Source organism: Bartonella sp. CL70QHWL, from assembly GCF_042194855.1.
GTDB lineage: Bacteria > Pseudomonadota > Alphaproteobacteria > Rhizobiales > Rhizobiaceae > Bartonella.
On the sequence record NZ_JBHINJ010000016.1, the window covers coordinates 15488 to 39452 of the forward strand.

17 protein-coding genes, 3 tRNA genes and 5 pseudogenes are annotated in these 23965 nt (G+C 35.9%); 15 read left to right on the forward strand and 10 right to left on the reverse strand.

The genetic code is table 11. The features are described from left to right. Positions 1-195 precede the first annotated feature (195 nt). Positions 196-269 (reverse strand) — tRNA-Cys (locus tag ACFIJZ_RS07605). A 200-nt stretch (positions 270-469) separates the two neighbouring features. On the opposite strand from ACFIJZ_RS07605, the gene ACFIJZ_RS07610 reads away from it, so the two are divergent. Continuing rightward, positions 470-544, forward strand: a tRNA-Asn gene (locus ACFIJZ_RS07610). Between the two features lie 1391 nt (positions 545-1935). Here ACFIJZ_RS07610 and ACFIJZ_RS07615 read toward each other — a convergent pair. From ACFIJZ_RS07615 to ilvA, 3 genes are all read right to left on the reverse strand, one after another. Then, positions 1936-3318, reverse strand: coding sequence for a DEAD/DEAH box helicase (locus tag ACFIJZ_RS07615; RefSeq protein WP_273791441.1), 1383 nt, complete (start codon positions 3316-3318; stop codon positions 1936-1938). Between the two features lie 290 nt (positions 3319-3608). Further along, the gene (locus tag ACFIJZ_RS07620) at positions 3609-4139 is read right to left on the reverse strand and encodes a hypothetical protein (protein WP_375631485.1); all 531 of its coding nucleotides are present in this window, start codon (positions 4137-4139) and stop codon (positions 3609-3611) included. 35 nt (positions 4140-4174) lie between these two features. After that, a complete protein-coding gene (gene ilvA / locus ACFIJZ_RS07625; RefSeq protein ID WP_375631476.1) occupies positions 4175-5452 on the reverse strand; it encodes a threonine ammonia-lyase IlvA in 1278 nt (425 codons plus the stop codon). 146 nt (positions 5453-5598) lie between these two features. Here ilvA and ACFIJZ_RS07630 point away from each other — a divergent pair. From ACFIJZ_RS07630 to ACFIJZ_RS07675, 10 genes and pseudogenes are all read left to right on the forward strand, one after another. Then, positions 5599-5684: transfer RNA gene (locus tag ACFIJZ_RS07630), tRNA-Leu, on the forward strand. 548 nt (positions 5685-6232) lie between these two features. Then, positions 6233-6394 carry a hypothetical protein gene (locus ACFIJZ_RS07635; RefSeq protein ID WP_342753378.1) on the forward strand — a complete coding sequence of 54 codons (162 nt, stop codon included), beginning with the start codon at positions 6233-6235 and terminating at the stop codon, positions 6392-6394. After that, on the forward strand, positions 6391-6621 hold the full coding sequence (locus tag ACFIJZ_RS07640) for a hypothetical protein (protein ID WP_375631477.1): 231 nt from the start codon (positions 6391-6393) through the stop codon (positions 6619-6621). The genes ACFIJZ_RS07635 and ACFIJZ_RS07640 overlap by 4 nt, the downstream gene beginning before the upstream one ends. 30 nt (positions 6622-6651) lie before the next feature. Beyond that, entirely contained in the window at positions 6652-6981 is a 330-nt protein-coding gene (locus tag ACFIJZ_RS07645) for a hypothetical protein (RefSeq protein WP_375631478.1), read from the forward strand. A gap of 171 nt (positions 6982-7152) precedes the next feature. Continuing rightward, on the forward strand, positions 7153-7467 hold the full coding sequence (locus ACFIJZ_RS07650) for a hypothetical protein (protein WP_375631486.1): 315 nt from the start codon (positions 7153-7155) through the stop codon (positions 7465-7467). A gap of 126 nt (positions 7468-7593) precedes the next feature. Then, a pseudogene (locus ACFIJZ_RS07655) lies at positions 7594-7851 on the forward strand (AbrB/MazE/SpoVT family DNA-binding domain-containing protein). After that, positions 7851-8182: pseudogene (locus ACFIJZ_RS07660) on the forward strand (type II toxin-antitoxin system PemK/MazF family toxin). The pseudogenes ACFIJZ_RS07655 and ACFIJZ_RS07660 overlap by 1 nt, the downstream one beginning before the upstream one ends. Positions 8183-8348: 166 nt before the next feature. After that, complete coding sequence (locus tag ACFIJZ_RS07665) at positions 8349-8669, forward strand: hypothetical protein (RefSeq protein WP_375631479.1); 321 nt, start codon at positions 8349-8351, stop codon at positions 8667-8669. Between the two features lie 3 nt (positions 8670-8672). Then, positions 8673-9258: pseudogene (locus ACFIJZ_RS07670) on the forward strand (hypothetical protein). Between the two features lie 577 nt (positions 9259-9835). Then, a pseudogene (locus ACFIJZ_RS07675) lies at positions 9836-10343 on the forward strand (Rha family transcriptional regulator). Positions 10344-10587: 244 nt separating this feature from the next. On the opposite strand, the gene ACFIJZ_RS07680 reads toward ACFIJZ_RS07675, so the two are convergent. The 3 genes and pseudogenes from ACFIJZ_RS07680 to ACFIJZ_RS07690 form a co-directional block, all read right to left on the reverse strand. Continuing rightward, positions 10588-11385 carry a hypothetical protein gene (locus ACFIJZ_RS07680; RefSeq protein WP_375631480.1) on the reverse strand — a complete coding sequence of 266 codons (798 nt, stop codon included), beginning with the start codon at positions 11383-11385 and terminating at the stop codon, positions 10588-10590. Next, complete coding sequence (locus tag ACFIJZ_RS07685) at positions 11321-11851, reverse strand: hypothetical protein (protein WP_375631481.1); 531 nt, start codon at positions 11849-11851, stop codon at positions 11321-11323. The genes ACFIJZ_RS07680 and ACFIJZ_RS07685 overlap by 65 nt, the downstream gene beginning before the upstream one ends. A 32-nt stretch (positions 11852-11883) precedes the next feature. After that, a pseudogene (locus ACFIJZ_RS07690) lies at positions 11884-12344 on the reverse strand (DEAD/DEAH box helicase family protein); the annotation flags it as partial. A 579-nt stretch (positions 12345-12923) separates the two neighbouring features. Between ACFIJZ_RS07690 and ACFIJZ_RS07695 the strand changes: the two are divergent. The 4 genes from ACFIJZ_RS07695 (at position 12924) to ACFIJZ_RS07710 (ending at position 18765) form a co-directional block, all read left to right on the forward strand. Beyond that, positions 12924-13532, forward strand: a complete 609-nt coding sequence (locus tag ACFIJZ_RS07695; RefSeq protein ID WP_273791434.1) for a fumarylacetoacetate hydrolase family protein — start codon at positions 12924-12926, stop codon at positions 13530-13532. A 150-nt stretch (positions 13533-13682) separates the two neighbouring features. After that, positions 13683-14162: a LysE family translocator gene (locus ACFIJZ_RS07700; protein WP_375631482.1), complete on the forward strand. Its 480-nt coding sequence runs from the start codon at positions 13683-13685 to the stop codon at positions 14160-14162. A gap of 795 nt (positions 14163-14957) precedes the next feature. Further along, positions 14958-16358, forward strand: coding sequence for an amino acid permease (locus ACFIJZ_RS07705; RefSeq protein ID WP_273791432.1), 1401 nt, complete (start codon positions 14958-14960; stop codon positions 16356-16358). A gap of 1015 nt (positions 16359-17373) precedes the next feature. Continuing rightward, positions 17374-18765 carry an amino acid permease gene (locus ACFIJZ_RS07710; RefSeq protein ID WP_273790746.1) on the forward strand — a complete coding sequence of 464 codons (1392 nt, stop codon included), beginning with the start codon at positions 17374-17376 and terminating at the stop codon, positions 18763-18765. A 114-nt stretch (positions 18766-18879) separates the two neighbouring features. On the opposite strand, the gene ilvC is transcribed toward ACFIJZ_RS07710, so the two are convergent. The 3 genes from ilvC to ACFIJZ_RS07725 form a co-directional block, all read right to left on the reverse strand. Next, positions 18880-19899: a ketol-acid reductoisomerase gene (ilvC, locus tag ACFIJZ_RS07715; protein WP_375631483.1), complete on the reverse strand. Its 1020-nt coding sequence runs from the start codon at positions 19897-19899 to the stop codon at positions 18880-18882. Positions 19900-20971: 1072 nt separating this feature from the next. Next, positions 20972-21706, reverse strand: coding sequence for a pyridoxine 5'-phosphate synthase (locus ACFIJZ_RS07720; RefSeq protein ID WP_273790748.1), 735 nt, complete (start codon positions 21704-21706; stop codon positions 20972-20974). Positions 21707-21791: 85 nt separating this feature from the next. Beyond that, positions 21792-22913: an ATP-dependent RecD-like DNA helicase gene (locus ACFIJZ_RS07725; protein WP_375631484.1), complete on the reverse strand. Its 1122-nt coding sequence runs from the start codon at positions 22911-22913 to the stop codon at positions 21792-21794. Between the last annotated feature and the right edge of the window lie 1052 nt (positions 22914-23965).

The window sequence follows — 23965 nt, forward strand, 5'->3', positions numbered from 1 at the left end:
AAAAACAAACCAAACAGCGACAATAAGGGATAAAGATCTCTTAAACTATGGGCATTACAAAAAAGGATGCTACAGTCAACAATTAGATTTTAACTGTATAATCTCTCATACAAAAGTGTCTTCACAAGAATAGAGGGAAATAATCTATTTTCCTATACCTCATCTCCCTTAAAAGCCGTTTCGTTTAAAATCGGCTGGAGGCCTCGCCCGGAATCGAACCGGGATACAAGGATTTGCAGTCCTCTGCGTAACCATTCCGCCACGAGGCCTCGTCAACAAACATAAAGGTTTCAATAAGGGAAGGCAACGCATCCGTCAAGGTGTAGAAATCTTCTCTCGCCTTTTTTCCTCTTATTACACAATTTATCATATTTTTTTAAAAAAAGTAATTTTATCCTTTGCAAATCAGTATTGCTTTGCTATAGCCTTTTCAAGCTATAGCCTTTTCAACTAAATGATTGGGCACCGTTCCCCGGTAGCTCAGCGGTAGAGCAACCGGCTGTTAACCGGTTGGTCGCTGGTTCGAATCCGGCCCGGGGAGCCACTTTTCTTTTCTATCACAAATAACTTATTGGTTTTCCAAGTGTTTTTTACAGTGAGGGATTCGTTAATAAAAGTAATGGAATAGGATTTTTGCAATAAAGTAGAAACGCAATATCCTACCGGATGTATTTTTTGCAATGAACGCAAAAAGCAATTGATTCATTTTAAAATAGCACAAATAAGATTACTTTTTTCAAACTACCGCGCCTTTATAAGAGAACACAGCAATTATTTGCATATTATAAATTACGATTTCTTTCATCAGAGATGAATTATTAAGCTCCATCAGCAATGAATCGGTCTCATATATTTTTTTCCAAAGAAAGAATGATTTGTACTCAATAAAGGAATTAAACTTAAAAGCCTGCTCATGAAGCAATCATTTTGAAAAATGAAAGAAATAACAATCAAGGTCATATATTATCTCCATACACCCCACATAACCTCCTCCCCATCCTAAAAGAAAAAAACATAAAACAAGTCTGTAAACACTCCGACGTCTTATCTAACAGGTTGTTCCTCCTGCTAACCACTTCAACGCTTTACAAACAACCTTGCCTTGGATATTCATGACACTGTCATAAAACATTTAATGCATAAAGTTTTGTAGACTTTATATCCTCCCAAACTAATAGTGTTTTACAGTAAAAACAAAGATAACGAGCTAAATTGTTGAGAATCCTGAGAAAGCCTTCAGAAATCATGACATTCTCGCTATTGTATTATGCAGTCACACGCTTTTTTAAAGAGATATCTCTTAAATCCCCCAAGTCTCTTTCACAGTGACTCCCGTAAATGGTAAAAATGAAATCGATTGATCAACCCCATCTTTATTTATAATAAAAGCCATACCATCATACTATTTTCCAACTCTCAATCTTAGCAACCCCCCTTGCCTTTGAAAGAGTTTATAAGAATCATTTTATTTATTTCTCAAATGTCCATTTATACAATAATTTCACATATAACGTGCAAGTGAATACTTTTGATTGATCCGCATAAATAGCTTCAAAGTGAAAAAAATTTTACGATATAATGAACTATTCAATATATAAAACAGTGAGTTATTATTAGACATCAATTTTTAAAATTAAAAGTCATCATTAAAGATAAAACACATCCTATATAAAAATAATTTTATATAAATAAAATCTACTTTTATTCCCATTTTAAAAAATGGGAATAAAGCAAATAAATAATTGCCTCTTACAATAATGATTTTTTAAAGATTTTCAAATAAATCCAAACAGTTAGAGGTTTTCATTTCTAAAAAATGAAAACCTCTAAAGGGTCTTCTTACTTTGACAAGAGTATTTTATAGCTCTTTTCAATTGAGAATAAATCAACAAAAGTAAAAAATCTCCTGTACATGATCTTTTTTCAAGACTTTATCTAAGCAGCCTTCTTAACTGATTTCCGAAAACGAAAAGTCTTTGCACGCTTTGCCACCGCTTTTGCTTTTTTATGCCTCTCATTTTGAGGTGAAGAATTCTTCCGCTGCAACTGTGCGGTATCATCTTTTCGACCTAAAAACTGTTTTTGACGTTTAGATTTTTTAAAACGGCGTTCCTTATCGTTTTCGTTTTCTTTACTTTCTCGCACAATTGGCTTTTCTGGAAACGCTGCAAATTGTTCTGGAACAGCCTCAGCCACCAATTTCATACGAATCAAGCGCTCTATAGCACGCAAGCGGGACCTTTCTATCTTCTCATCAAAAAGCGTAAGTGCTACACCAGATGCACCATTACGTCCTGTACGACCAATACGATGTACATAACTTTCAGCTTCATCTGGTAAGTCGTAATTAATAACGTGACTTATCCCTGGTATATCAATACCGCGTGCAGCAATATCTGTTGCCACTAGGATCTGCACAGATCTTTCACGAAAAGCTTTTAAAGCAGACTGGCGAGCACCTTGTGATTTATTTCCATGAATTGTTGCGACTAAATATCCTATCTTTTCTAAACTACGTGTGACAGCATCTGCCCCATGTTTAGTTCGAGTAAAAACAATAACCGAATCAAAAGCTGGATTTGTCAAAAGTTTACTTAAAACATTCTTTTTTTCATTCGTAGGAACACAATATAATTTTTGGCAAATCTCTACAGCCGTAGTACCTTGAGGAACAACTTCAATTTTAACCGGATCATTGAGTAAACATTTTGCAAGCACAGCAATTTCCCTCGGCATTGTTGCAGAAAAGAGTGCTGTCTGACGCTCTTGATGCAAAAGCTTTGCAATTTGCTTAACATCATGAATAAACCCCATATCCAACATACGATCTGCTTCATCCAAAATCAAAAAACGAGATTGGGAAAGATCAACACACTTTTCACGAACAAGATCTCTCAAACGCCCTGGAGTCGCTATCAAAACATCCACACCTGCTTCCATACGTTTAATTTGTTTTAAACGTGATACGCCCCCAAAAATAAGACATGTTGAAAGATGTGCTCCTTTCGCCACAGTACGGATCGTTTCATCAATCTGAACAGCAAGTTCACGCGTTGGAGCTAAAATCAAAGCGCGTGCAGTTTTAGGACAGCGTTTATCACCCAAAGCCAAAATCTGACTTAAAATAGGTAAACCAAATGCCAAGGTTTTTCCAGAGCCTGTCTGAGCAACACCTAAAATATCGTGTCCTTTCAACATCACTGGAATAGCTTGTTCTTGTATAGGTTTAGGTTTACTCATCCCAGCAATGAGTAAATTTTTAATCAAAAGAGTAGGTAAACCTAACTTTGTAAAAACATTTTCTTCTTTTATAGGCAAAATAAAATCTTTCCTTAGCTGAAGAACTCAAAAGAAGTAACCATCTGAACTCTTCACTCAAGAATCCGCGCAAGAGAAATCCCTGACATTTTAAATGAAGCAACGCCTAAAAAGCGGCTTGCGCAACTTATGAACACCTTGAAATCAAGATAAAGGCGTATAAACTTCACTTTACAAAAAGCCAACAAACCAGCCTAAATGCCTTCATCTCTATTATCTTTGGATTATGATAAAAAAGCAAGAACTTTACGAAATACATTTATCATGAATAAAAACAATATTTAGATCGTTTACTTTTTGATGATTGTGTCTATCGGTAAATGTACCTTGATAAAATCAGGATAAATCTCGAGAAAAACTGGATTTTGTAAAGTTTTTTGACCGCCATAAATTAAATACCATTGGTTTTTATCAAAAATCGCCAAAGTTTTATATTGAATGATGCGATCCTTCATATCAAGAACTGTTGGAATTAAAGCATACAAAGTACCATTATCAGTTTGTAAATACTCTATATTTTCTTTATCTAAATAATAAGCACCAGAAGGCAAACCCTCAAACTTCCTATGCAACTGTTGAAGAAAATCACTACGTAAAGCACTCTCTGTTGTATTCAATCGATGTGCCATCTCTTTATAAAGCCGCTCAGGCATATAACGAGAAATAGGCATAAAATCCCCATTTTTTATAGCATTATTGACATCAACAACGACTCTTGAAAGTTCAGCTTTTTGTACTATCGTTGGCTGAGATGCTAAACTCTGTTGATTAACAATCAAAAAGAAAAATAGACTCAGCACCGAATAAAAAATAGGTTTCATCATTATACTTCTTGTTTTAGTAAAATTTCAGTTTCTCAAATAACAAAATCAAATAACGTTTGATCATCAGTAATATCACGATAACGCCAACCTAACGTTTGAAATTTTTCCTCTAAAAGACAAAAATTACCGTATTTTTTTGTTTCAATCGCAACCAATACAGAACCAAAGTTTCTCGCTGATTTTTTAAGATATTCAAAACGCACAATATCATCATCTGGTGATAATGTGGAAAGAAAATGACGCAATGCACCAGGATGTTGCGGAAAACTAAAAATAAAATATTTTCTCAACCCTTGGAAACGTAAAGAACGCTCTTTAATTTCTGGCAAACGCTCAAAATCAAAATTACCTCCTGAAATAACGAGAAGAATTTTTTTCCCCTTTAACTCTTGAGGAGAAATACTGTTAAGCGCATCAATCGATAAAGCACCAGCCGGTTCAAGAACCACACCTTCCACATTAAGCATTTCAACCATCGTAGAACAAACGCGGTTTTCAGGAACCGTAATGACAGAATCAGCGGGAAATTTCTTTAGAATTGTATAGTTTAGTGCACCAATTTCAGCCACAGCAGCACCATCTACAAAAGTGTCAATGCTTTCAAGCTTAACGCGTTTTCCACTCTCCAAACAAGCAAGCAAACTTGCAGCTCTTTGCGGCTCAACAAAACGAATCTTTGTTTTCCAACCATATTCATGTAAAAACTTGCTCACTCCACTTGCCAAACCACCACCCCCTACCGGCACAATCATCAAATCTGGCTCACTTTCTCCATTGAGTTTTTTCCATTGTAAAGCAGCTTCACAAAGCACTGTTGCCTGCCCTGTAATAATGCGAATATCATCGAAAGGTGGAGCCATTACACCACCGCTCTCCACGACAAAGGATTGCGCAGCTTCATAACATTGATCAAATGTTTCACCAATCAAACGAATATCAATGAATTCTTTGCCAAAAATACGTGTTTTTTCAATTTTTTGTTGTGGCGTTGTCATGGGCATGAAAATCACGCCTTTACGTTTAAAATAACGACAAACAAAAGAAACCCCTTGCGCGTGATTCCCCGCTGAAGCGCAAACAAATGCAGAATCTGGTGATATACAGCTAAGCATTTCTGAAACAAAATTGAAAGCACCACGAATCTTATAAGACCGCACCGGTGTTAAATCTTCACGCTTTAAATAAATTTCTGCATCATACTTTTGACTAAGAAAATCATTTCTTTGAAGTGGTGTTTCAGCAAACACGTGATGCAATCCCACCATAGCTTTTGTGACGTCTTGAATAAATTGACTCATAACACTAATCATTTCACGCTTTATTTACATTATAAAAGCTTTTTCTATCGATAAAGAAAACTATTGTCAGTCAAAATTTCACTAAAAAATGAAAAATGTTTCTTTTGTCATTAATTCTTGATTCAATAAAAGATATAGCTTATGAGAGAACTCACATCGCGGACGTGATGAAAACGGTAAACATAGCAGACTTAAAATCTGCCGGTCGAAGACCTTGCGGGTTCAAGTCCCGCCGTCCGCACCATTGTATCTTAATCTCTCTTATTTTCCAATGATTTATTAAAAATCAACAAAAATTAAAGCACCTTCTAAACCACCTTTCACAACTTTATTATAACGCTATCAGACGGTACCGCGGTGATGCCAAAATACGAATCATTGCTGCTTTTTGAGGTACCTTTTTAGCACGTTGACCTCCTCCTTGTCTTTTAGGATGGAGAGGCAGTTAATCTTGATCTCCTCATCCTTGAGGATGAAGAAATGAGTCGTGTTTTTAACGTTAAGCAGCTTTCACAACAGAGCTTGGTAAAATTCGCTTAGCTTCTGTTGTAACTGATTTGTAATGCTTAAGCTCTTCTTCGAGGTCATTTGCATCTAACAAACGCCTTATAATCAACCCTAATATTTCTCCAACACCAGCAGCACATTCACACTCTTAACAGGAGTAAGATAATATGAAGAAAAGCGAAATGGGTTAGAAATGACCGTGGCTGTCGTATCCCTGATGATTTCGAATCTGTTTATGATTTCGCAATCAAAGAGGGTTTGCCTCCAAAGCGTGTGAAAGTCGAAATGGCAAAATTTCGAGATTACTGGAAATCTAGAGCACGCAAGGATGCACGCAAAACGGATTGGAAAGCAACGTGGCGCAATTGGGTGCAAAAAGCTATCGAGGATTTAGGGAAAGGAAAAAACTATGGAAAATCACTCTCAAAGGCAAAAAAGCGTTGGTGAACGCATCTCAGACAGCACCCTTGATATCGGGTCTCGAGGTCACTTTAAAACACATTCACGAGATGATAGCTCCGGAGTTTCCTTTGGTTTTGAAGAGTGGCAGTGCATTGACACAACAGCAGGAAACGATTGCCTTAGGTGCTTGTGATCAACTTCACGAATTGTTTTCAATAAAAGCGAGCAAAAAGGACATAGCTAAAGCAATTCGGATGCTTTCGTGTGGTTGAAAAATTTCGCAACAGGCAGATCATGAAGGTATGGCGCTTACCTATGAAATGGTTTTGGAAAGTGTTTCTGCGTGGTCACTGATAAAAACGGTTAAACGGACTTTATGCGATGAGTTAGAAGGTTTATCGGATACGTTTTTTCCAAGCACTCGTGAATTCGTAAGATTATGTCGTGATTTGGAAAATAGTCTTTTGACGAAAGCCAATCTAGTACGCAAGGCTGTTTTGAACACCCGTGAAAAAAGGCTGAAAGAAAAGGCAATGAGAGAGAATTCAAGACCACTCGCGTTGGTTGAAAAGCAAAAGCTTGAAGGGATTTTAAATGGTCTTGGGGGAACATTGAAAAACATTGCAGGTTAGTAAACTAGTGAAAATTGCTGATCGTTTTGTGATTGGATGTGCATTTAAATCGAAAAAATGGCACCGTACAGAGCAATTTAAAGATTTTATGATAAAAAACCTATCCTATAAAACGCTCTGTACGATCAAATTTGAGGCAAATAGACAAATTTGTAAAATTAGGATTAAAGCATATTCATTTTAAAACATCTATTCTTAAAAAACCGTAAACAGCCCATGCGAAAGAGATTTGCTGCAACGGCGCTGGATATGCACTATGGGGGGGACGGAGCAGAGGAGTATCTTTACAACCTCTACGAATATGAAGACGGCACAAGAGAGTGTGCAAAGTTTGATGGTGGTCAGTATTACAAAACACCTAAGATTGCGGATTTTAGTACCAAAGCGCAAGTAAAAGCATGGGTTTACGATGGTACTATTCCGAAAAGCGTTCTCAATTACAAACCTCTTATAGACGAGATAAGCAGAGAGATAAAAAAATATTGACTTTATTCAGAGTATATTGCGTATTGCTCTAAATGCGCTTCTTAAACATTTTACACAAAAGCATAAAAAGCTATTGAATCATGGGCTTTATGTTATATTTTTATATAATATTAGAGAGGGAGTTTTATGCACACAACAAAATTACGTAAAGTTGGAGGATCAGTTATACTCTCTATACCGCCTGCATTGATTGATGTTCTTCATCTTACTGAAAATATGCAAGTGGGTTTGGTTATTGACAATGGATAATTGGTTGTGAAACCACAGATATCGCAAAATTACACTCTTGAAGAATTGTTAGCCCAATGTAATCCTTCAGACGATTTTGCGGATAAAGATGTAGAGTGGTTTGATGCTAAACCTGCTGGCAGAGAGCTCTTGTAATGAAGCGAGGTGAAATTTGGTTTGTATCGCTTGACCCAACTTCTGTTTATGAGAAAAAAGGAACGCGTCCTGTACTGATTGTATCACCGGAGGCGTTTAATCATTTAACAAAACACCCATTGTTTTGCCCATTACGAGTGGAGAAAATTTTGCTAGAACAGCAGATTTTGCTATTTCATTGGTGGGAACAGAGCTGCATACAACAGGTGTGATACGCTGCGACCAACCGCGTGCTTTAGATATAGTAGCGCGTAATGGAAAAAGAATGGAAACTATTCCATATATAATTATGGATGAAGTCTTAGCAAGGTTATCAACATTTCTTACTTGAATTTTTTCTACACTTTTTTATGTTTAAAAACACCAACTTTAGGTAAAAAGTAAAAAAGCATAAGATCATGATTTTTTCTGTTGACAATCGGCTAATCAATTTTTCACAGAATAAAAATCAATAATTGACTAATGATGTCATTAATTATGACTCAAAAGGAGCCATAATGAAAGCTGTCATCACTAAGCCAATGTGTGTTGTTGGCGACAATAAAAGCACTGTTCGCTTTGAACCATCAACACCCAATAATCCATTTGTTGAAGTTTCCAATCAAGTCTACGCACGTCTCAAGCGCGCTAATGCTGTAAAACCTTTTATTGGAGTCAAGACAACAGCAAAAACAGACAAGACAGTTGAACAAATTAAGCAGATAAAACAAGAAGCCGTACAAACATCGTCTGAACCAGTGACAGAGGAAATTCCACTCGAACAGCCAAAAGCATCTAAGGTCTCTCAATCATCAACACCTGCTCCTAAAAAGCCTTAGAAGTTGAAATTAAGTATCCACCCAAAATGGTATCTTCAACAGGTGAATGATACCTTCACCAGTCTTCAAGCCCCTCGCCTTAATTGGTCCCCTTTCTGCGTAATGCTGTAAACACCTCTGCAAAACAAGTCGAACGCTTTGCAGAAAAGAAGATTTCTGATACTACATCAGCCCAATCAAAGCGTATTAAGCAAGGTGTTTATATTAAAGAAAAGGCGACAGCAAGGTTTCTTGAGACAGATATCATTCGTTCTGGAACACCGATACTTCTTAAATTTTTTAAAGCAAAAGAACAAAACGCGGCGTGACTTACACAACTGTTTGGAAAAAAACAAATCTTGCCCTATGTTTTTATCAAGGGTGGGAGTTTTCCAAAGCGTGTTGATTTAAAAAAGATGAAGGGTAATGTTTTTCAAAGGGTGAATGGAGATCAATTCCCCATTGCAAAACAAGAGGGACCCTCAACTTCTGAGGTCATGTCAAAGACAGAGATTGCAAGTGCTATTGTAAAAAAGCCAACGAGAGATTAATTGCCAATATACAGAACCAACTTGCTCATCATGAATACGCTGCCAACAAGAAAAGCTAGATTATGTTCTTAAACTTTATCTATATATTACATATCCTTATGAGTTTATGCATTACACACTTTGATTGCAATTTTAAAAACAGATTATCACTTATGCTTTGTTTTTTCCATAAAAAAGTCAATAAAATCAATGTAAAAGGTACTTCCCAGCGGGTTGGCTTCGTTGCGGGGCAGACTAGTACGAACTATCGCTAGCGACAGAATTTTCAATTTGACTGTACATTGTACACTTAACTAATTGATAAATAACAATTTTAATATGTACACTGTACAGTATGTGAAACGTTTTCTTAGCAAAAAGTAATTTTTGTTGCTGGACAATTCTATAGTAATAGATATTTTCGAATCATGTGCCTCAAAAACACCTTAAAACAACTAGCGGATTAGTTGCCGAAATAACTAATCTTCCGCAATTCAAAAGCTTTAACTCATTGTATGCTAATAGCTTTGTCAGGTGTGGTTATACCATATACCCCCTTCGGGGAAAGGCGTAACGACGGACTAGATGCCGTGTTTTTTAGCGCCCAGCACTCTTTTAGAATGTCATTAAGGAACGCCTAACATCTAAGAATTCTTTATGAATACCATTATTAAAATTACTGAATTATGTGGCAAAAGGCATGACAATATTATGCGTGACATCAAGAAAACGCTTGAAGAACTTAACCCCCTCAAATTTGAGGGGGTTGATTTTGGTGGCACTACCTTGATAACAAAGGTGAAAGCCGCCCTTGTTATAACCTGCCAAAGCGTGAATGCTTAATTCTTGTTTCTAGTTACAGCACTGCCTTACGAGCAAAGATAATTGACCGTTGGAAAGAGTTGGAAAGACAAGTAGCTATTCCACAAATTGATTACTCCAAACCCGAAGTATTACTTGGCGCCTTAAATCATCTACAAAATCAAATTGAGCAGAAAGACCATGTTATTTCAGAATTAGCACTAAAAGCAAAAAAGGCTTCATAGACTGTTCTGCCATCACCATTCAAAAACCGGATGGAACAGAAAAGGTGCTGCCTTCAACAAAAATCACACCTAAAGGATTGGCATGTTTGAGAGAACGAATCCATGGAGGTGTGCAATGAAGGTAAATACTAACTTCTTATGCGATTTATGGATGGCATTATCTCAATTTTCTAGACATGAAAATATGAGTGATAAGATTGTACTGCTCTGGTTGACATCATGAGTTTAGTAGAAAAAGCTTTGATTTTAAAACTTCAAGATGAAGTGCCAATCCTTCTTTCGATATCTTTCTCATCTGACGCTCCATAAAAAAAGCCCCACAAAAGTGGGGCTGGATAAAATGATGTTCTAATCAATCTCGCACTAATTATAATAAAATGGGTCGCTACATCCACGGGCGCCTATTTTTTCATCTTCTACATAACGAGAATGCGCAAAATTCCGTACAAGATGATCATTGTTAGAGCCACCAGTCCAATCGCCTCCTCCCAACATAACATTTATGTCTACACGTAAACTGCTTCCTTGCTCCCCTGTATGCCATTTAGTCACTGGATAACAACCAGACAAATATTGCCAAACATAACCGCAACCATCCTCACAACCGATATGCGAAATCATCCGTCTATTGTTTGTATCAACGTGTCCTCCAGACGTCTTAAGAGAAGGCGCTTGATTGCCGACAATACTGGTTGCTTGATTACTTCCATACATACTTGGCGAAAACTCATCACTCGTCAAAAATCTCTTATTAACAGACCAAAAATCAAAGGCATGATCTGCATAGCTACGATTGGTCGTAATCGGAACACCATATGCCGACTTTGCATTTACACCTGTCCCTGATTGAAGATAAATATCAACCCAAATATTATGCCACGGATTGTAAACCATTCCCTCTGGGTCACTACGTGGACGGTGATTTAAACACCAAACAGAATTAGGCAAAATATCCCCTGCTTGATAACCCGATAAGAGATGACCTTCAATCTCACCAACATCCGCACAAAGCGTATGAAATCCGCCAATCTTTTGAGAATTATCCTCTGTATAGCCATCAGGAGCCGTCGGATTTTGCGAAAGCTTAAGGGCTATCTCATTCGTCTGATCTTTTAGGACGATATATATAATAATCCTTTCCTGCTTCAATATATTCTTCAAAAGACGCACTTCCACGCACTGGAATGCGGTAAAAGATGGACCTATCCCCATTCTCACCGCCACGATAAAAGCGAAAACACGCCCCTGCATTGATCACAAGACCTTTTCTATTGTGTGAATCGGCTTCCAGAATTCTGTCAGGTTGATTAAAACGCACATTCTCTAAAAAATTAGTGGAAAGAGAACCTACCTTACTTTGAAGTTCAGAAAGACTGTCACTGTTCCTCTGTGCCTTCTCTTGAACTTCTGTCAATGCACTCTTCGCTTCTTCCGCTAACACTTTTGCCTCAGAGGCGGCTGTATTCGCAGAATTTGTCGTTGCTGTCACCGTGTCTAATGAACTCTTGACCTCTCCAAGCCCTTGCTTCGTCGTATCAGCTTCTTCCTTTGCTTGCTCCGCAACACTCTTCGCTTCTTCCGCTGTCGACTTCGCAGTCTCAGCTACTTCCTTGGCTTCTACAACCAAAGGTTCTACCTTACTGCCTTAGCCTGTACTGCTTCACAAATGATCAGATCAAATTCTGGTAAACCGTATTTCTTTTGCGCATCCGCAATCACTTGGATTAATTGGTAAGTAGCAAACACCACGGTCATTGCATTCGCTAAGACTTTATTTGTTTTTTTCAAAGCTTTTGAACATCAGTTGGTAGCTGATAGAGCAAGATCTGAAACATCGAATTCGACAACAGCATCTTTGTTTTTCGACGCTTGCCAACTTATGTATCAGAATACACCGCAAAGGAACGAAACGGCACTTCTGTATAGCGTGTCCATTCTCTTATCGTTTGTGACATCAAAGTCAGAAAAGGCACGAAAAACAAAACACGCTTGCCAGTTCTGGTTATTTGTTCTGCTATCTTAAAGATGGTAAAAATCTTCTCCGTTTCAAATGCCATAATAAGTTTGCCACGGTCTGCTTCTTTTAAACCCTCAGAGACTTTCTCATACTTTTGGATTTGTTGAAAAGTTACCCCTAATTGATGCCCTAATTGCTTTTGAGACATTCCCAGCATTGTTCTTTGAAAGCGAATTTTTTGCCTATAGAAATGTCGTTAAAATGTAGCCTTTTGCTTTTCACTCTTAAGCTCCCCCCGCTGAGTGCAAGCACCCTCGCATTAGTATTCCGAGAGCCTGAAAGTACTGAGTTCGAGTGAGCTTTTTTTTACTTTTAGTGCTCATCGCACCTAGACATAGAAAAATATCCCATAATTCCGAGACACCCACAGAGTGGGCTCATTTATGATCGAACTTTAGGGCTTTCAACCCCTACTGATCGCTGCGTAGACGACCAAAATCACTCTTTAAGTAATAAAATCATTTCAGGAAATTGGCAATCAAAATTAAAATAATCTCAAAGACTATAAGATTGGGCACTCTTCAAAAGAGAGCCAATGCGAAGAACTGTCATCATGGTTAGTCATCACCCCACACAATGCTTCTTTTTCAGAAAACGCAAAACGCGATATAAGAAAAAATGTTGTTTGCAAAGTTTTCTCTTGCCTATACAAAGAGAAAATGAAAAATTTGGAGGGCGCCCTATGATAAATGACATCTACTGTGTTGGATACAATTATGTTGAACATGTTCATGAACTAGGTAATGTTGTTGAAGATGAACCCGTTATCTTTAGCAAGCCAAAAAGTTCACTCGTTTTAGGCAATGAAATTTATCTCCCTAATTTTTCCAAAGAAATACATTTTGAAACCGAAATTGTGCTCAAAATCTCAAAGGACGCTTTCATGATCATGGAGGAAGAAGCAGAAGAATGCTATGATGCCGTAGCAATAGGTCTTGATCTCACAGCGCGGGATTTGCAAACAAAACTGAAAGAAAAAAAGCTTCCTTGGCTTTTATCGAAAGGATTTAAAGGCGCTGCATACGTCTCTGACTTCATAAACAAGGAAAAAATAAACAACCCAATAACCTTTGCAATGAAGTTGAATGGCGAAACAAGACAAGTTGGCAATACGAAAAATATGATCTTTAGCTTTGAGAAGATAATCTCATTTTTAAGTCACTACATTCAGCTAAAACGTGGTGATCTCATATACACAGGCACTCCACAGGGTGTCGGAAAACTTTCTCAGTTTGACAGAATAGAATTGTATCTCGAAAATCAATTAATTTCAGAGCTAAAAGTAAAATAAATCATCAAATACTGACCTTTTTCATTATTTCATTTTTTTTAGTCATCTCACTGGGGACGAATATGGCCCTTATCATCGATAATGCAACGAGATTGGGAAGAAAGAACGCATTTGTAAACGTTTTAGGATTGTGTACAGCAACATATGTGCATGGGGCATTTTCCACACCTAGGTGTATCAGCGCTCATTCTCAACAACAAAACGCTGTTTTTTTTAGTAAAACTCATGGGTGGCAGCTATTTATTATACATGGGCTTTAAATCAATTAAATCTGGAATACACAGCTTAAATTCAAAAGAAAGAAGTTCAACGAATGAAAAGCATGCTACGAGTGAAACAAAGCTTTTAACCAGCTATATGGACGGTTTTCTGACACAAATACTAAACCCCAAAGTATCTATATTTTACATAGCAGCTTTTCCAAAATTCTTAGCTTCTGGAGGTAGCATTAAAAAAGGTTTTGAACTTGTCACAATACATTCTTTCAACATCTTTGCATGGTTTACTTTAATGACCATTTTTATATCATTTGCCAGTACCGCCTTAAAAAAGCAGCGGGTAAAAGACTCGATTAACATTGCGACAGGAACAGTTTTATCTCTGTTTTCTTTTTTCATTTTCTTTGGATAGTTTTATCTTTTGATAACAAATTGTAAAGTTAATAGAGCAATCTTTTCCTGATTCTGTCTCTCACTATGAATAGCTCAATCTCTAACAGAGCTTATACAATCCCCAGTTCTTTTTTTCTTTATATAACTGAATTACGTTGCATTTCTTTATCATACTCTCAAGGACGTTTGTGTAAACTTTGTGTAAACAATGTGAGTTTCTCGCAACATTTTATAAAATGTTACCAATATCTAAACAAAATCCTTATTCATCACTTTTAAAAAAATAAGCTATGATATTCCTCTTTTCGTTTATGAAACAAAAGTAACTTTTTGATTTATGATAGCACCATACAAACAAAAAAATGATTTTAAAAATCATTTTAATTTTCCATTAAAAATTGTTTCTTAAACTAAGATGAGAACTCTCGAGTGCTATTTGAGCAAAAAGTAAAACTCTCACCATTATGAATAATAATAAATAATGCACTGATTACAAATAATAAGTTTCAAAAAATTATAAAAACTCCTGACAACTTTCTGAAATAATTTTAAAAGCCCCACGTCTTTTAATGAACAATTTATTTGTTATTAATAACAAAAAAAGCTCCCTATTCAAATATCTGTTACGTTATTTAAGAGGACAACATTCTCTTTTTTCAAAAGCATATTCCTAAAACATATTCTTTTCTTTATCCACACAAAATCATAAAAAACGTTTTTTTCCTTTACACCTCATTTATATCATGCTTCGATACGAAATAATGCTTTTTTAGTGTAATTTAATCTCAAAATAATTAAAGGGAACCCCCAAAAAATGAGCTACAAACAAAATTTAAAAGATAATTCTCAGAATAAGTTGCAGCGTGGACTACACAACCGACATGTACAACTTATAGCCATTGGTGGTGCTATTGGAACAGGTCTCTTCATGGGGGCAGGAAAAACAATTAGTGTAGCAGGTCCTTCCATCATACTCGTTTATGCTATTATCGGTTTTGCTCTATACTTTGTCATGCGTGCTATGGGAGAATTGTTGCTTTCTAATTCACAATACCGATCTCTTATTGATTTTTCAACCGATATGCTAGGACCGGGAATAGCTTTCTTTGTTGGCTGGAGCTATTGGTTGAGCTGGGTTGTAACTGGAGCTGCTGACATTATTGCCATCATCACTTATATGAACTTTTGGTGGCCAACACTCAATCCATGGTTTACCGTTTTTACCTGCATTAGTGTCTTTTTAATCTTTAACCTCTTTGCCGTGAAACTATTCGGTGAACTTGAATTCTGGTTTGGTCTTATCAAAGTCGTCGCAATTTTAGCATTAATTGTTGTGGGATTTTATATGATCGTTACGGGCTTTACCTCTCCCAATGGTACGGTTGCTTCTCTCAATCACGTATGGAACGATGGCAATATCTTTCCGCGAGGAATGACAGGTTTTTTTGCTGGATTTCAAATTGCCATTTTTTCTTTTGTTGGTATAGAAATTGCTGGAACAACCGCTGCTGAAGTAAAAGAACCTAAAAAAGTTCTCCCCAAAGCAATTAATGCAATACCGGTCCGTATTGTACTCTTTTACATTTTTTCTCTCGCTGTAATTATGTCTGTCACACCTTGGGATCAAATTGTTCCAGATAAAAGCCCCTTTGTCTCGATGTTTTGGCTTGCAGGCATTCCGATAGCTGCTGGCTTGGTAAACTTTGTCGTTATCACCTCAGCTGCCTCTTCAGCAAATAGTGGTATTTTTTCTACCAGCCGTATGATATATGGGCTTGCAACACAAAAAGGTGCCCCTCCAATTTTAGGTAAACTTTCCAGATACCATGTTCCAGCCAATGCTCTATTCTTTTCCTGTTTATGTATTTTAATAGGGTATACAATTGCCTCACTCTCTCCAAGCCTCATAAGTGCTTTTACAATTGTGACAAGCATTTCAGCTATTGCATTTTTATTCGTATGGTCTGTAATTTTGATTAGCTATATTGTGTATCGTCGCAATCGCCCTCATCTACACGCTGAATCCATTTATAAAATGCCAGGAGGTGTTGTCATGTGTGGGATAATTTTAGTTTTCTTTGTTTTCATGCTCTATTTGTTGACATTAGAAGCTGATACTCTACTAGCCTTAAAATATAGTATATTCTGGTTTGTTTTCTTGGGTATAATGTATTTTATGTTTGTAAAGAAAAAAATAACTCAAGGTAACAAATAAAGTCTATACATAAAAACATCTCAAAAAAGGGTAATTTTAGTTACCCTTTTTCTACTTAACCTCCTCCCCAAACATCAAAAAACGACGATTCCTACCGGCACCGGTTTGTAAACAATCCGGCTTATTAAGGGGGAATGCTGCTGATCATTTATATGGTTCACCTACATAAGGCTCTATGGGCTAGCCCTGCCCTGAACACCACCACCCATTCTAAAAATACTTAATGTGTAAAATGTTATATGCTTTATATCACTACTCTACACAACAGTACTTTACTGTATAATAGGATAAGAACGAGCTATTCTGTAAAGAATTCTCTATAAACTTCACTGACATTGTTTACTAATAAAACATGAGATTTTATCTAAAACTTCCCCCCCCCAAAAAAATTTATATTCAATTTTTTATCAAAATTAAAAATATAGCTCTAAACAGAATATATCTTAATAGCTATCTGCAATAAAAAAAGATTCTATGAAAATATTTTTCTATTTGTAATAAATTTTAAATATAAATACTTAAAGATAAATTTTAAATATGTTTTTTCATATTTTAAATAATAGTTTAACTACTTAAACTTATTTTCTTTATATATAAAGTTTTATATTTAATAAATTTACAATTTTATTTATATTTTTCTATATATAAAAATCTACATTAATAAATAATTTTAAATATAAAGATATTTATACAATAAATTACTATAAATAAATATACATAAATATAAATTATTATTTATATACAACTATATATAATATATAATATAAATTATATTATATATTATATATATAACTTATGTATAAAACATAAAAAATCAAAAAAATATAATACAATTTATCTTTTGTTTCTTATATATAAAATAATTATTCCATTAGTTAATAATGTTTTTGCTTTATTCACATATAGTAATAGAAAAAAATTCCTTTACTCCTTAACCATAGCGTGTTCCGATAGAAGGAATTACCTTTTTTAGGGTAATTTTTATTTAAAAATAACTAAGGAGAACTCCCCCAAAATGAACAAACAAAATTTAGAAAAAAAACCTAAGAAGAAATTGCAACGTGGACTACATAACCGACACATACAACTTATAGCCCTTGGTGGAGCGATTGGAACAGGTCTCTTCATGGGATCAGGAAAAACAATCAGTGTAGCAGGCCCCTCAATTCTACTCGTTTATGCAATTATTGGTTGTGCTCTATACTTTGTCATGCGTGCTATGGGAGAGTTATTGCTTTCTAATACACAATACCGATCTTTTATTGACTTCTCAACCGATCTTCTAGGGCCATGTGCCGGATTCTTTATCGGCTGGACATATTGGTTGTGTTGGATTGTCACTGGAACTGCTGAAATTATTGCTATTGTCACTTACACACACTTTTGGTGGCCTGAACTCAATCCGTGGATTCCTGTTATAATTGGTCTTATGTCCTTTTTAATTCTTAACCTCGTCGCCGTAAAACTATTTGGCGAACTTGAGTTTTGGTTTGGTTTTATCAAAATCGTAGCAATTCTAGTCCTAATCGTTGTAGGATTTTATATGATCTTTACCGGTTTTGTTTCTCCAAACGGTACGGTTGCTTCTCTTAGCCATATATGGAACGGTGGGAATATTTTTCCGCGAGGAATTACAGGCTTTTTTGCTGGATTTCAAATTGTTATTTTTGCTTTTGTTGGCATTGAACTCGCTGGAACAGCTGCTGCTGAAGTAAAAGAGCCTCAAAAAGCTTTACCACAGGCTGTTAATTCAATACCAATCCGCATTGTATTCTTTTATATATTCTCTCTTCTTGTGATTATGTCTGTGACGCCGTGGGATCAAATCAGTCCAGAAAAAAGCCCATTTGTAACAATGTATGCACTTATTGGTATTCCAACTGCTGCAGGTTTGATGAACTTTGTTGTCCTCACAGCTGCCGCATCTTCAGCAAATAGTGGAATTTTTTCTACCAGCCGTATGATATATGGGCTAGCAACACAAAAAGGTGCTCCTAAATTTTTAGGAAAACTTTCTCGTAACCACGTTCCAGCCAACGCATTATTCTTTTCATGTATATGCATCTTATTTGGTTATGCCGTTGTATCGTTATCTCAAACACTCATAGCTGCTTTTACAATTGTTACGACAATTGCCGCAACTTTGTTTATATTTGTATGGTCTATCATTTTGATCAGCTATATCATCTATCGCCGCAATCGTCCTCTCCAGCATACTGTCTCTCCTTATAAAATGCCAGGAGGTGTTGTTATGTGTTGGGCGCTTCTTGTTTTCTTTGCATTCATTATCTATTTATTGTCATTAGAAGCTGACACTGCCATAGCTTTAAAATACACTCCAGCATGGTTCATATTTTTAGGAATTGTATACTTTCTTTTTGGGAAAAAGAATTATGCAAAAAATTAAAAAATAAAGCTTATATTACAAAAAACATATAAAAAAGGGTAACTAAAGTTACCCTTTTTTGATATTTATCTATAAAATTATAAAAGCTATTGACAAAATATCTCTGTAGAATCTTCAATTACGCTCTTTATCAACCAAAGCATTCGATTTTATCCAAGGCATCATAGAACGAAGTTTTTTACCAACTTCTTCAATAGGATGATTATCATTTAAACGCCGCATACTTTTAAAATGAGCAGCACCAGCTTTATATTCTTGAATCCAATTCGATGTAAATTTACCCGTTTGAATATCTTTCAATATACGTTTCATTTCTGCTCTGGTTTTATCCGTAATCACACGTGGACCAGACATATATTCACCCCATTCAGCTGTATTAGAAATCGAATAATTCATATTTGCAATGCCCCCTTCATACATGAGATCAACAATCAGTTTAACCTCATGCAAACACTCAAAATAAGCCATTTCCGGTGCATAACCTGCTTCCGTTAGTGTTTCATAACCTGCTCGAATCAATTCAACAAGACCACCACAAAGAACCGCTTGTTCACCAAAAAGATCAGTTTCGCACTCTTCTTTAAATGTTGTTTCAATCACCCCAGCACGTCCACCACCAAGTCCACATGCATAAGACAATGCTACATTATGTGCATGCCCTGAAGCATCTTGCGCCACCGCTATTAAACAAGGAACACCACAACCCCGTTGGTATTCATTACGAACTGTATGACCTGGACCTTTAGGAGCAATCATCACAATATCAACGTTTTTTTTAGGTTCAATCAAGCCAAAATGAATACTTAAACCATGAGCAAAAGCAATTGCTGCCCCGTCGCGTAAATGATCATGAATATGTTCCTTATAAATATCAGCTTGCAATTCATCTGGTGTTGCCATCATGATGAGATCTGCCCATTTTGCTGCTTCAGCAACACTCACCACTTCAAAACCATCGGCCATAGCCTTTTTAACTGTTTCCGACCCTGAACGCAAAGCTATTTGCACATTTTTAACACCGGAATCTTTCAAGTTTAAAGCGTGCGCACGCCCTTGAGAACCATAACCAACAATGGCTACTTTTTTCCCTTTAATGAGATTAACATCCGCATCACGATCATAATAAACACGCATAAAAAAATTCCTTCTTTCTCTATTTAAACTGGATTTCAGATTATTTTTATTAAATAAGAAACATTATCTTTAGTGCATCACACACTTATAAAGACAAAAAACACCGCTTATAAAAACACAGCAATTGAATAATTTTAAAGTTTACATATTGCATAGAAAAAACTGTAATCCCCAAACATTCCTAAAACATATACAGATCCCCAAATAACTTCAACTGCTATTCTACAAAAATAATAATTACACAAAATAAGATTTCTAAAGAAAATTTAGCTAATATTCTACTCTTCTATCGTGCAACAAAACGCTATATTCTAAAAATTAAGATACAACATACAATTTTTAACATGAACCAAATCAATATGGATAGCAAGAAAAATTACAAAATAACAAGTATTGTTTTAATACAACCTTCAAAAGCATATACAACAATATCTTTAGAATAATAGAGAGGATGTTTTTACTTTTTATGTTCTTTAATATCCACGCTTCTCACGCAAAAAAGAACACCCCCATACGGCCATTATGTTATCCATTTATGGCGCCTTATAAAAAAATTTTAATATGCTCGAGCCCTTTTCAAGAATCCCCTATAATAGTCTAAGATTTATTGCACACCACTCTCTTTACTTCATAAAGCTACAAGTCGATATCATCATTCTATTTAACAGCTCCTATTGCATTAAGCTTACTCATAAGGAGATTTTACGTTATACTATTTACAGATAACCCGAAAATGAGCTCAAATATCAAGAAAATTTGTGTATTGATCCATTAAAATCCTACGCACTCCTTTATAATGGAAATACTTTCAAAACCCTATTTCTTCTCCCTTCAAAGAAATTATAGTAAGTAGATTTGGTAAAATTTCCTCATAATGGATGGTATATAAAAAAGCATTTCATACCCTAAAAAACACAAAAAATAGAAAGCTACCAATAAACAGAGGAAAATAGAATATTTTATAATGTATGCTAATAGTGCTACTTATCTCAACATGTATAAAATTGTTTTTTAAGATAAATTGACAAACCTCTATAAAAATTTCTCTTCCAATTTTTATAGAGAAAAAAGGTTACGATAATAACCGGATAAAACGCTGAACAGTCTCATGCATTCCATACTCCAACGCATCAGCAATGAGCCCATGGCCAATAGAAACTTCATCAAGCCAAGGAATCTTTTTGACAAGAGCAGGAAGATTCATAATTGTTAGATCATGCCCTGCATTCATACCTAACTGCAACTCTTTTGCTCTTCTTGCTGCTAAAACAAGTTTATTGAGCTCTTGAACTTGTTTTATTTTGTCCTGAAATGCACCACCGTAAGGTCCCGTGTAAAATTCCACACGATCAGCACCCATTGCTTTAGCAATATCAAGACCATCGACAGTAGGGTTAGCAAAAAGGGATACACGAATCTTTCTTTTTTTTAAATTCTGAATAATAGGTGCTAAAAATTCTGCATCATGAGCAAAATTCCAACCATGATCAGACGTTGACTGATCTGGATCATCAGGAACAAGGGTAATCTGATCCGCGTAGTTTTCAGCGATATCTAAAAATTGATCACTGGGATAACCTTCAATATTAAACTCAGCTGTAGGAAAAGCGTTCTTGATTAAACAGTATATATCTGGCAAATCCGCAAAACGAATATGCCTTTCATCAGGGCGTGGATGAACCGTCAAACCTGCTGCTCCAGCAGCAAGCGCTATATGCCCAATATTCGTTATACTTGGCCACGGAAGATTACGTCGATTACGCAAAACAGCAACAGCATTAAGATTAACCGAAAGTTTTACCGCCATGCCCATTTCCATTTTTTTATAGTGTGTAACAAGATAGAAAAAAGGCATTTTCCATCTGAAACTTAGATGATATACATATTTTTTTCTATCGAACAATCATTAAACGTTCTGCTGCGCGCGTAATTCCCGTATAAAGCCAGCGCGCATACATATCACGAAATGCAAAACTTTCATCAAACAAAACGACATTATTCCATTGAGAACCTTGCGCCTTATGAACCGTTAATGCATACCCATAATCAAAATCATCATATCGCTTTTTTAATTGCCATGAAATTTCTTGATCAGGGTTTTCAAACGCTGCTTTTAAAAGTTTAATCTTTGCTACCCTACGCTCACTTTCTTCTGGTTTAACAAGAAGATTAATACTCGGTTTAACTGTCTCCTTCTGTGAAGTCATCACCTTCCATAAAGAGCCATTCAACAAACCTTTAATAGGATCATTTCGCAAACACACCAGCTTATCTCCTGCTTGCGGATAATCTGCTGTAAATTCTTTTAACACACGCAAACGCTGATTATAAAGGTAGCGCGTACGATTAACCCCCACCAATACCTGATCAGCATCCAAAACCAATTGTTGATTGACCTCTTTACGTGTAACAACACGGGCTTCACCATAGTCACCATAAGCAATATCGCGTCCTTCACGCACGTCCATAGCAAGACGTATAATCGGATTATCTCGCGCTTGCCGATGAATTTCTGAAAGAAGAAAATCTGGTTCTCCACTGGAAAAAAATCCTCCACCTGATATAGGAGGCAATTGGCCTGGATCACCAAGAACAAGAATTGGCGTCCGAAAACTCATTAAATCACGCGCCAATTTTTCATCGACCATCGAACACTCATCAACAATAATGAGTTTAGCTTGTGCAGCAGCACTTCTTCGATTTAATGTAAATGTTGGAGCGATAGACTTTTTTCCTGTTATTTCATCGGAAACTTCCTCTTCACCACGTGGACAATAAATCAGCGAATGAATCGTACAAGCATTGCTTGCACCTTTAGAACGTAAAACCTGCGCCGCCTTCCCTGTAAAAGCAGCAAACTGAACAGAACCATCAACTGTTTCTGCAAAATAGCGCGCAAGCGTCGTCTTACCCGTCCCCGCATAGCCAAAAAGGCGAAAAAGAGGAGAACGCCCTTCCTTCAACCACGCGGCAACAGCCTTCAATGCATTATCCTGTTCCCGTGAAAACTGCATAGCTTACCAACATAAGATTTGCATAAAAAGAGCAGTATTTTGAAAAAAAACTACTATCAAGAAAAAATTTTTTATTAAGAATTGCTGATACACGCCCATCTAACAACTTTCGTAGCACAATTATCAATTATTTACCCATTGCTTTTTCAAGATATTGTAACAATCTAAATTTTATCTATACATCGATCTTCTTGGTAACACTTTATGCGTATCAAATAAAATATCATCTTTTACAACAGTAACACCAACAATGGAAGATGCATATCTTAAATTTAAAATAACACCTCTATACGCTTTTTCTAACCAAAATTTAGAATGAGAAAAAGAGCATTGCAATTGCAAAACCCTCACTAGAAAAAATGTCCTTAACAGGATAAGAATAATGTAATTTTTGAACGCTATTTTACACAATCAATCAGCTTTCTTGCACATAAAAAATAAAGTACATCCACTATTACGAAATAATAATAAATATATCAAAAACCTTTTGGCAAAAATAGAAATAGCTCTCAACAAAACGACTTAATCCTATGATGATACACCTATAAGGTTCCTATTTCCCTCTTATCATGATTTTAATAAATTTACTCTTCATGCTACAAATATGTTATATCTCAACGAATAAAGAGAGACATCACGCTTATATGAAGCACGCTTTATCTCGCACAAATATGGAACTTTTTCTGTTTCAACAATAAAATATGGTTCGTAAGTATGGCCTTCTTGGTAGTCTATTATAAGAAAACTGGGACATGGTTTCATGTCCAGCGTAGCACTTCAGGTTCGTCCTCTAGAATATGAGAAAAGCGCAATTCTCCATCGACTGAGTCAAACTTTTTCTTTTTGTCGCAATGTTTTAAAGTTTATAAAAACTAACTGATTAATACTATTCTTATTGCTAGAAATAACAAGACCTCTTTTTATCTATATAGATAATTGATTTTATATATCTTTTTTAAAGTACGGGACGCGTAAATAAAAGTTAGGGAATAGGATTTTCTAACATTTGTCTACAACAGTAGCATTTTCTTTTCTTTGCGCTTCGCTAATCA

Coding starts and splice junctions, on each gene's coding strand:
- ACFIJZ_RS07635 (WP_342753378.1), top strand. CDS start 6,233: ATGGCAAAATTTCGAGATTACTGGAAATCTAGAGCACGCAAGGATGCA.
- ilvA (WP_375631476.1), bottom strand. CDS start 5,452: ATGATTAGTGTTATGAGTCAATTTATTCAAGACGTCACAAAAGCTATG.
- ACFIJZ_RS07720 (WP_273790748.1), bottom strand. CDS start 21,706: ATGGCGGTAAAACTTTCGGTTAATCTTAATGCTGTTGCTGTTTTGCGT.
- ACFIJZ_RS07620 (WP_375631485.1), bottom strand. CDS start 4,139: ATGAAACCTATTTTTTATTCGGTGCTGAGTCTATTTTTCTTTTTGATT.
- ACFIJZ_RS07710 (WP_273790746.1), top strand. CDS start 17,374: ATGAACAAACAAAATTTAGAAAAAAAACCTAAGAAGAAATTGCAACGT.
- ilvC (WP_375631483.1), bottom strand. CDS start 19,899: ATGCGTGTTTATTATGATCGTGATGCGGATGTTAATCTCATTAAAGGG.
- ACFIJZ_RS07725 (WP_375631484.1), bottom strand. CDS start 22,913: ATGCAGTTTTCACGGGAACAGGATAATGCATTGAAGGCTGTTGCCGCG.
- ACFIJZ_RS07700 (WP_375631482.1), top strand. CDS start 13,683: ATGGGGCATTTTCCACACCTAGGTGTATCAGCGCTCATTCTCAACAAC.
- ACFIJZ_RS07695 (WP_273791434.1), top strand. CDS start 12,924: ATGATAAATGACATCTACTGTGTTGGATACAATTATGTTGAACATGTT.
- ACFIJZ_RS07645 (WP_375631478.1), top strand. CDS start 6,652: ATGGCGCTTACCTATGAAATGGTTTTGGAAAGTGTTTCTGCGTGGTCA.
- ACFIJZ_RS07705 (WP_273791432.1), top strand. CDS start 14,958: ATGAGCTACAAACAAAATTTAAAAGATAATTCTCAGAATAAGTTGCAG.
- ACFIJZ_RS07665 (WP_375631479.1), top strand. CDS start 8,349: ATGAAAGCTGTCATCACTAAGCCAATGTGTGTTGTTGGCGACAATAAA.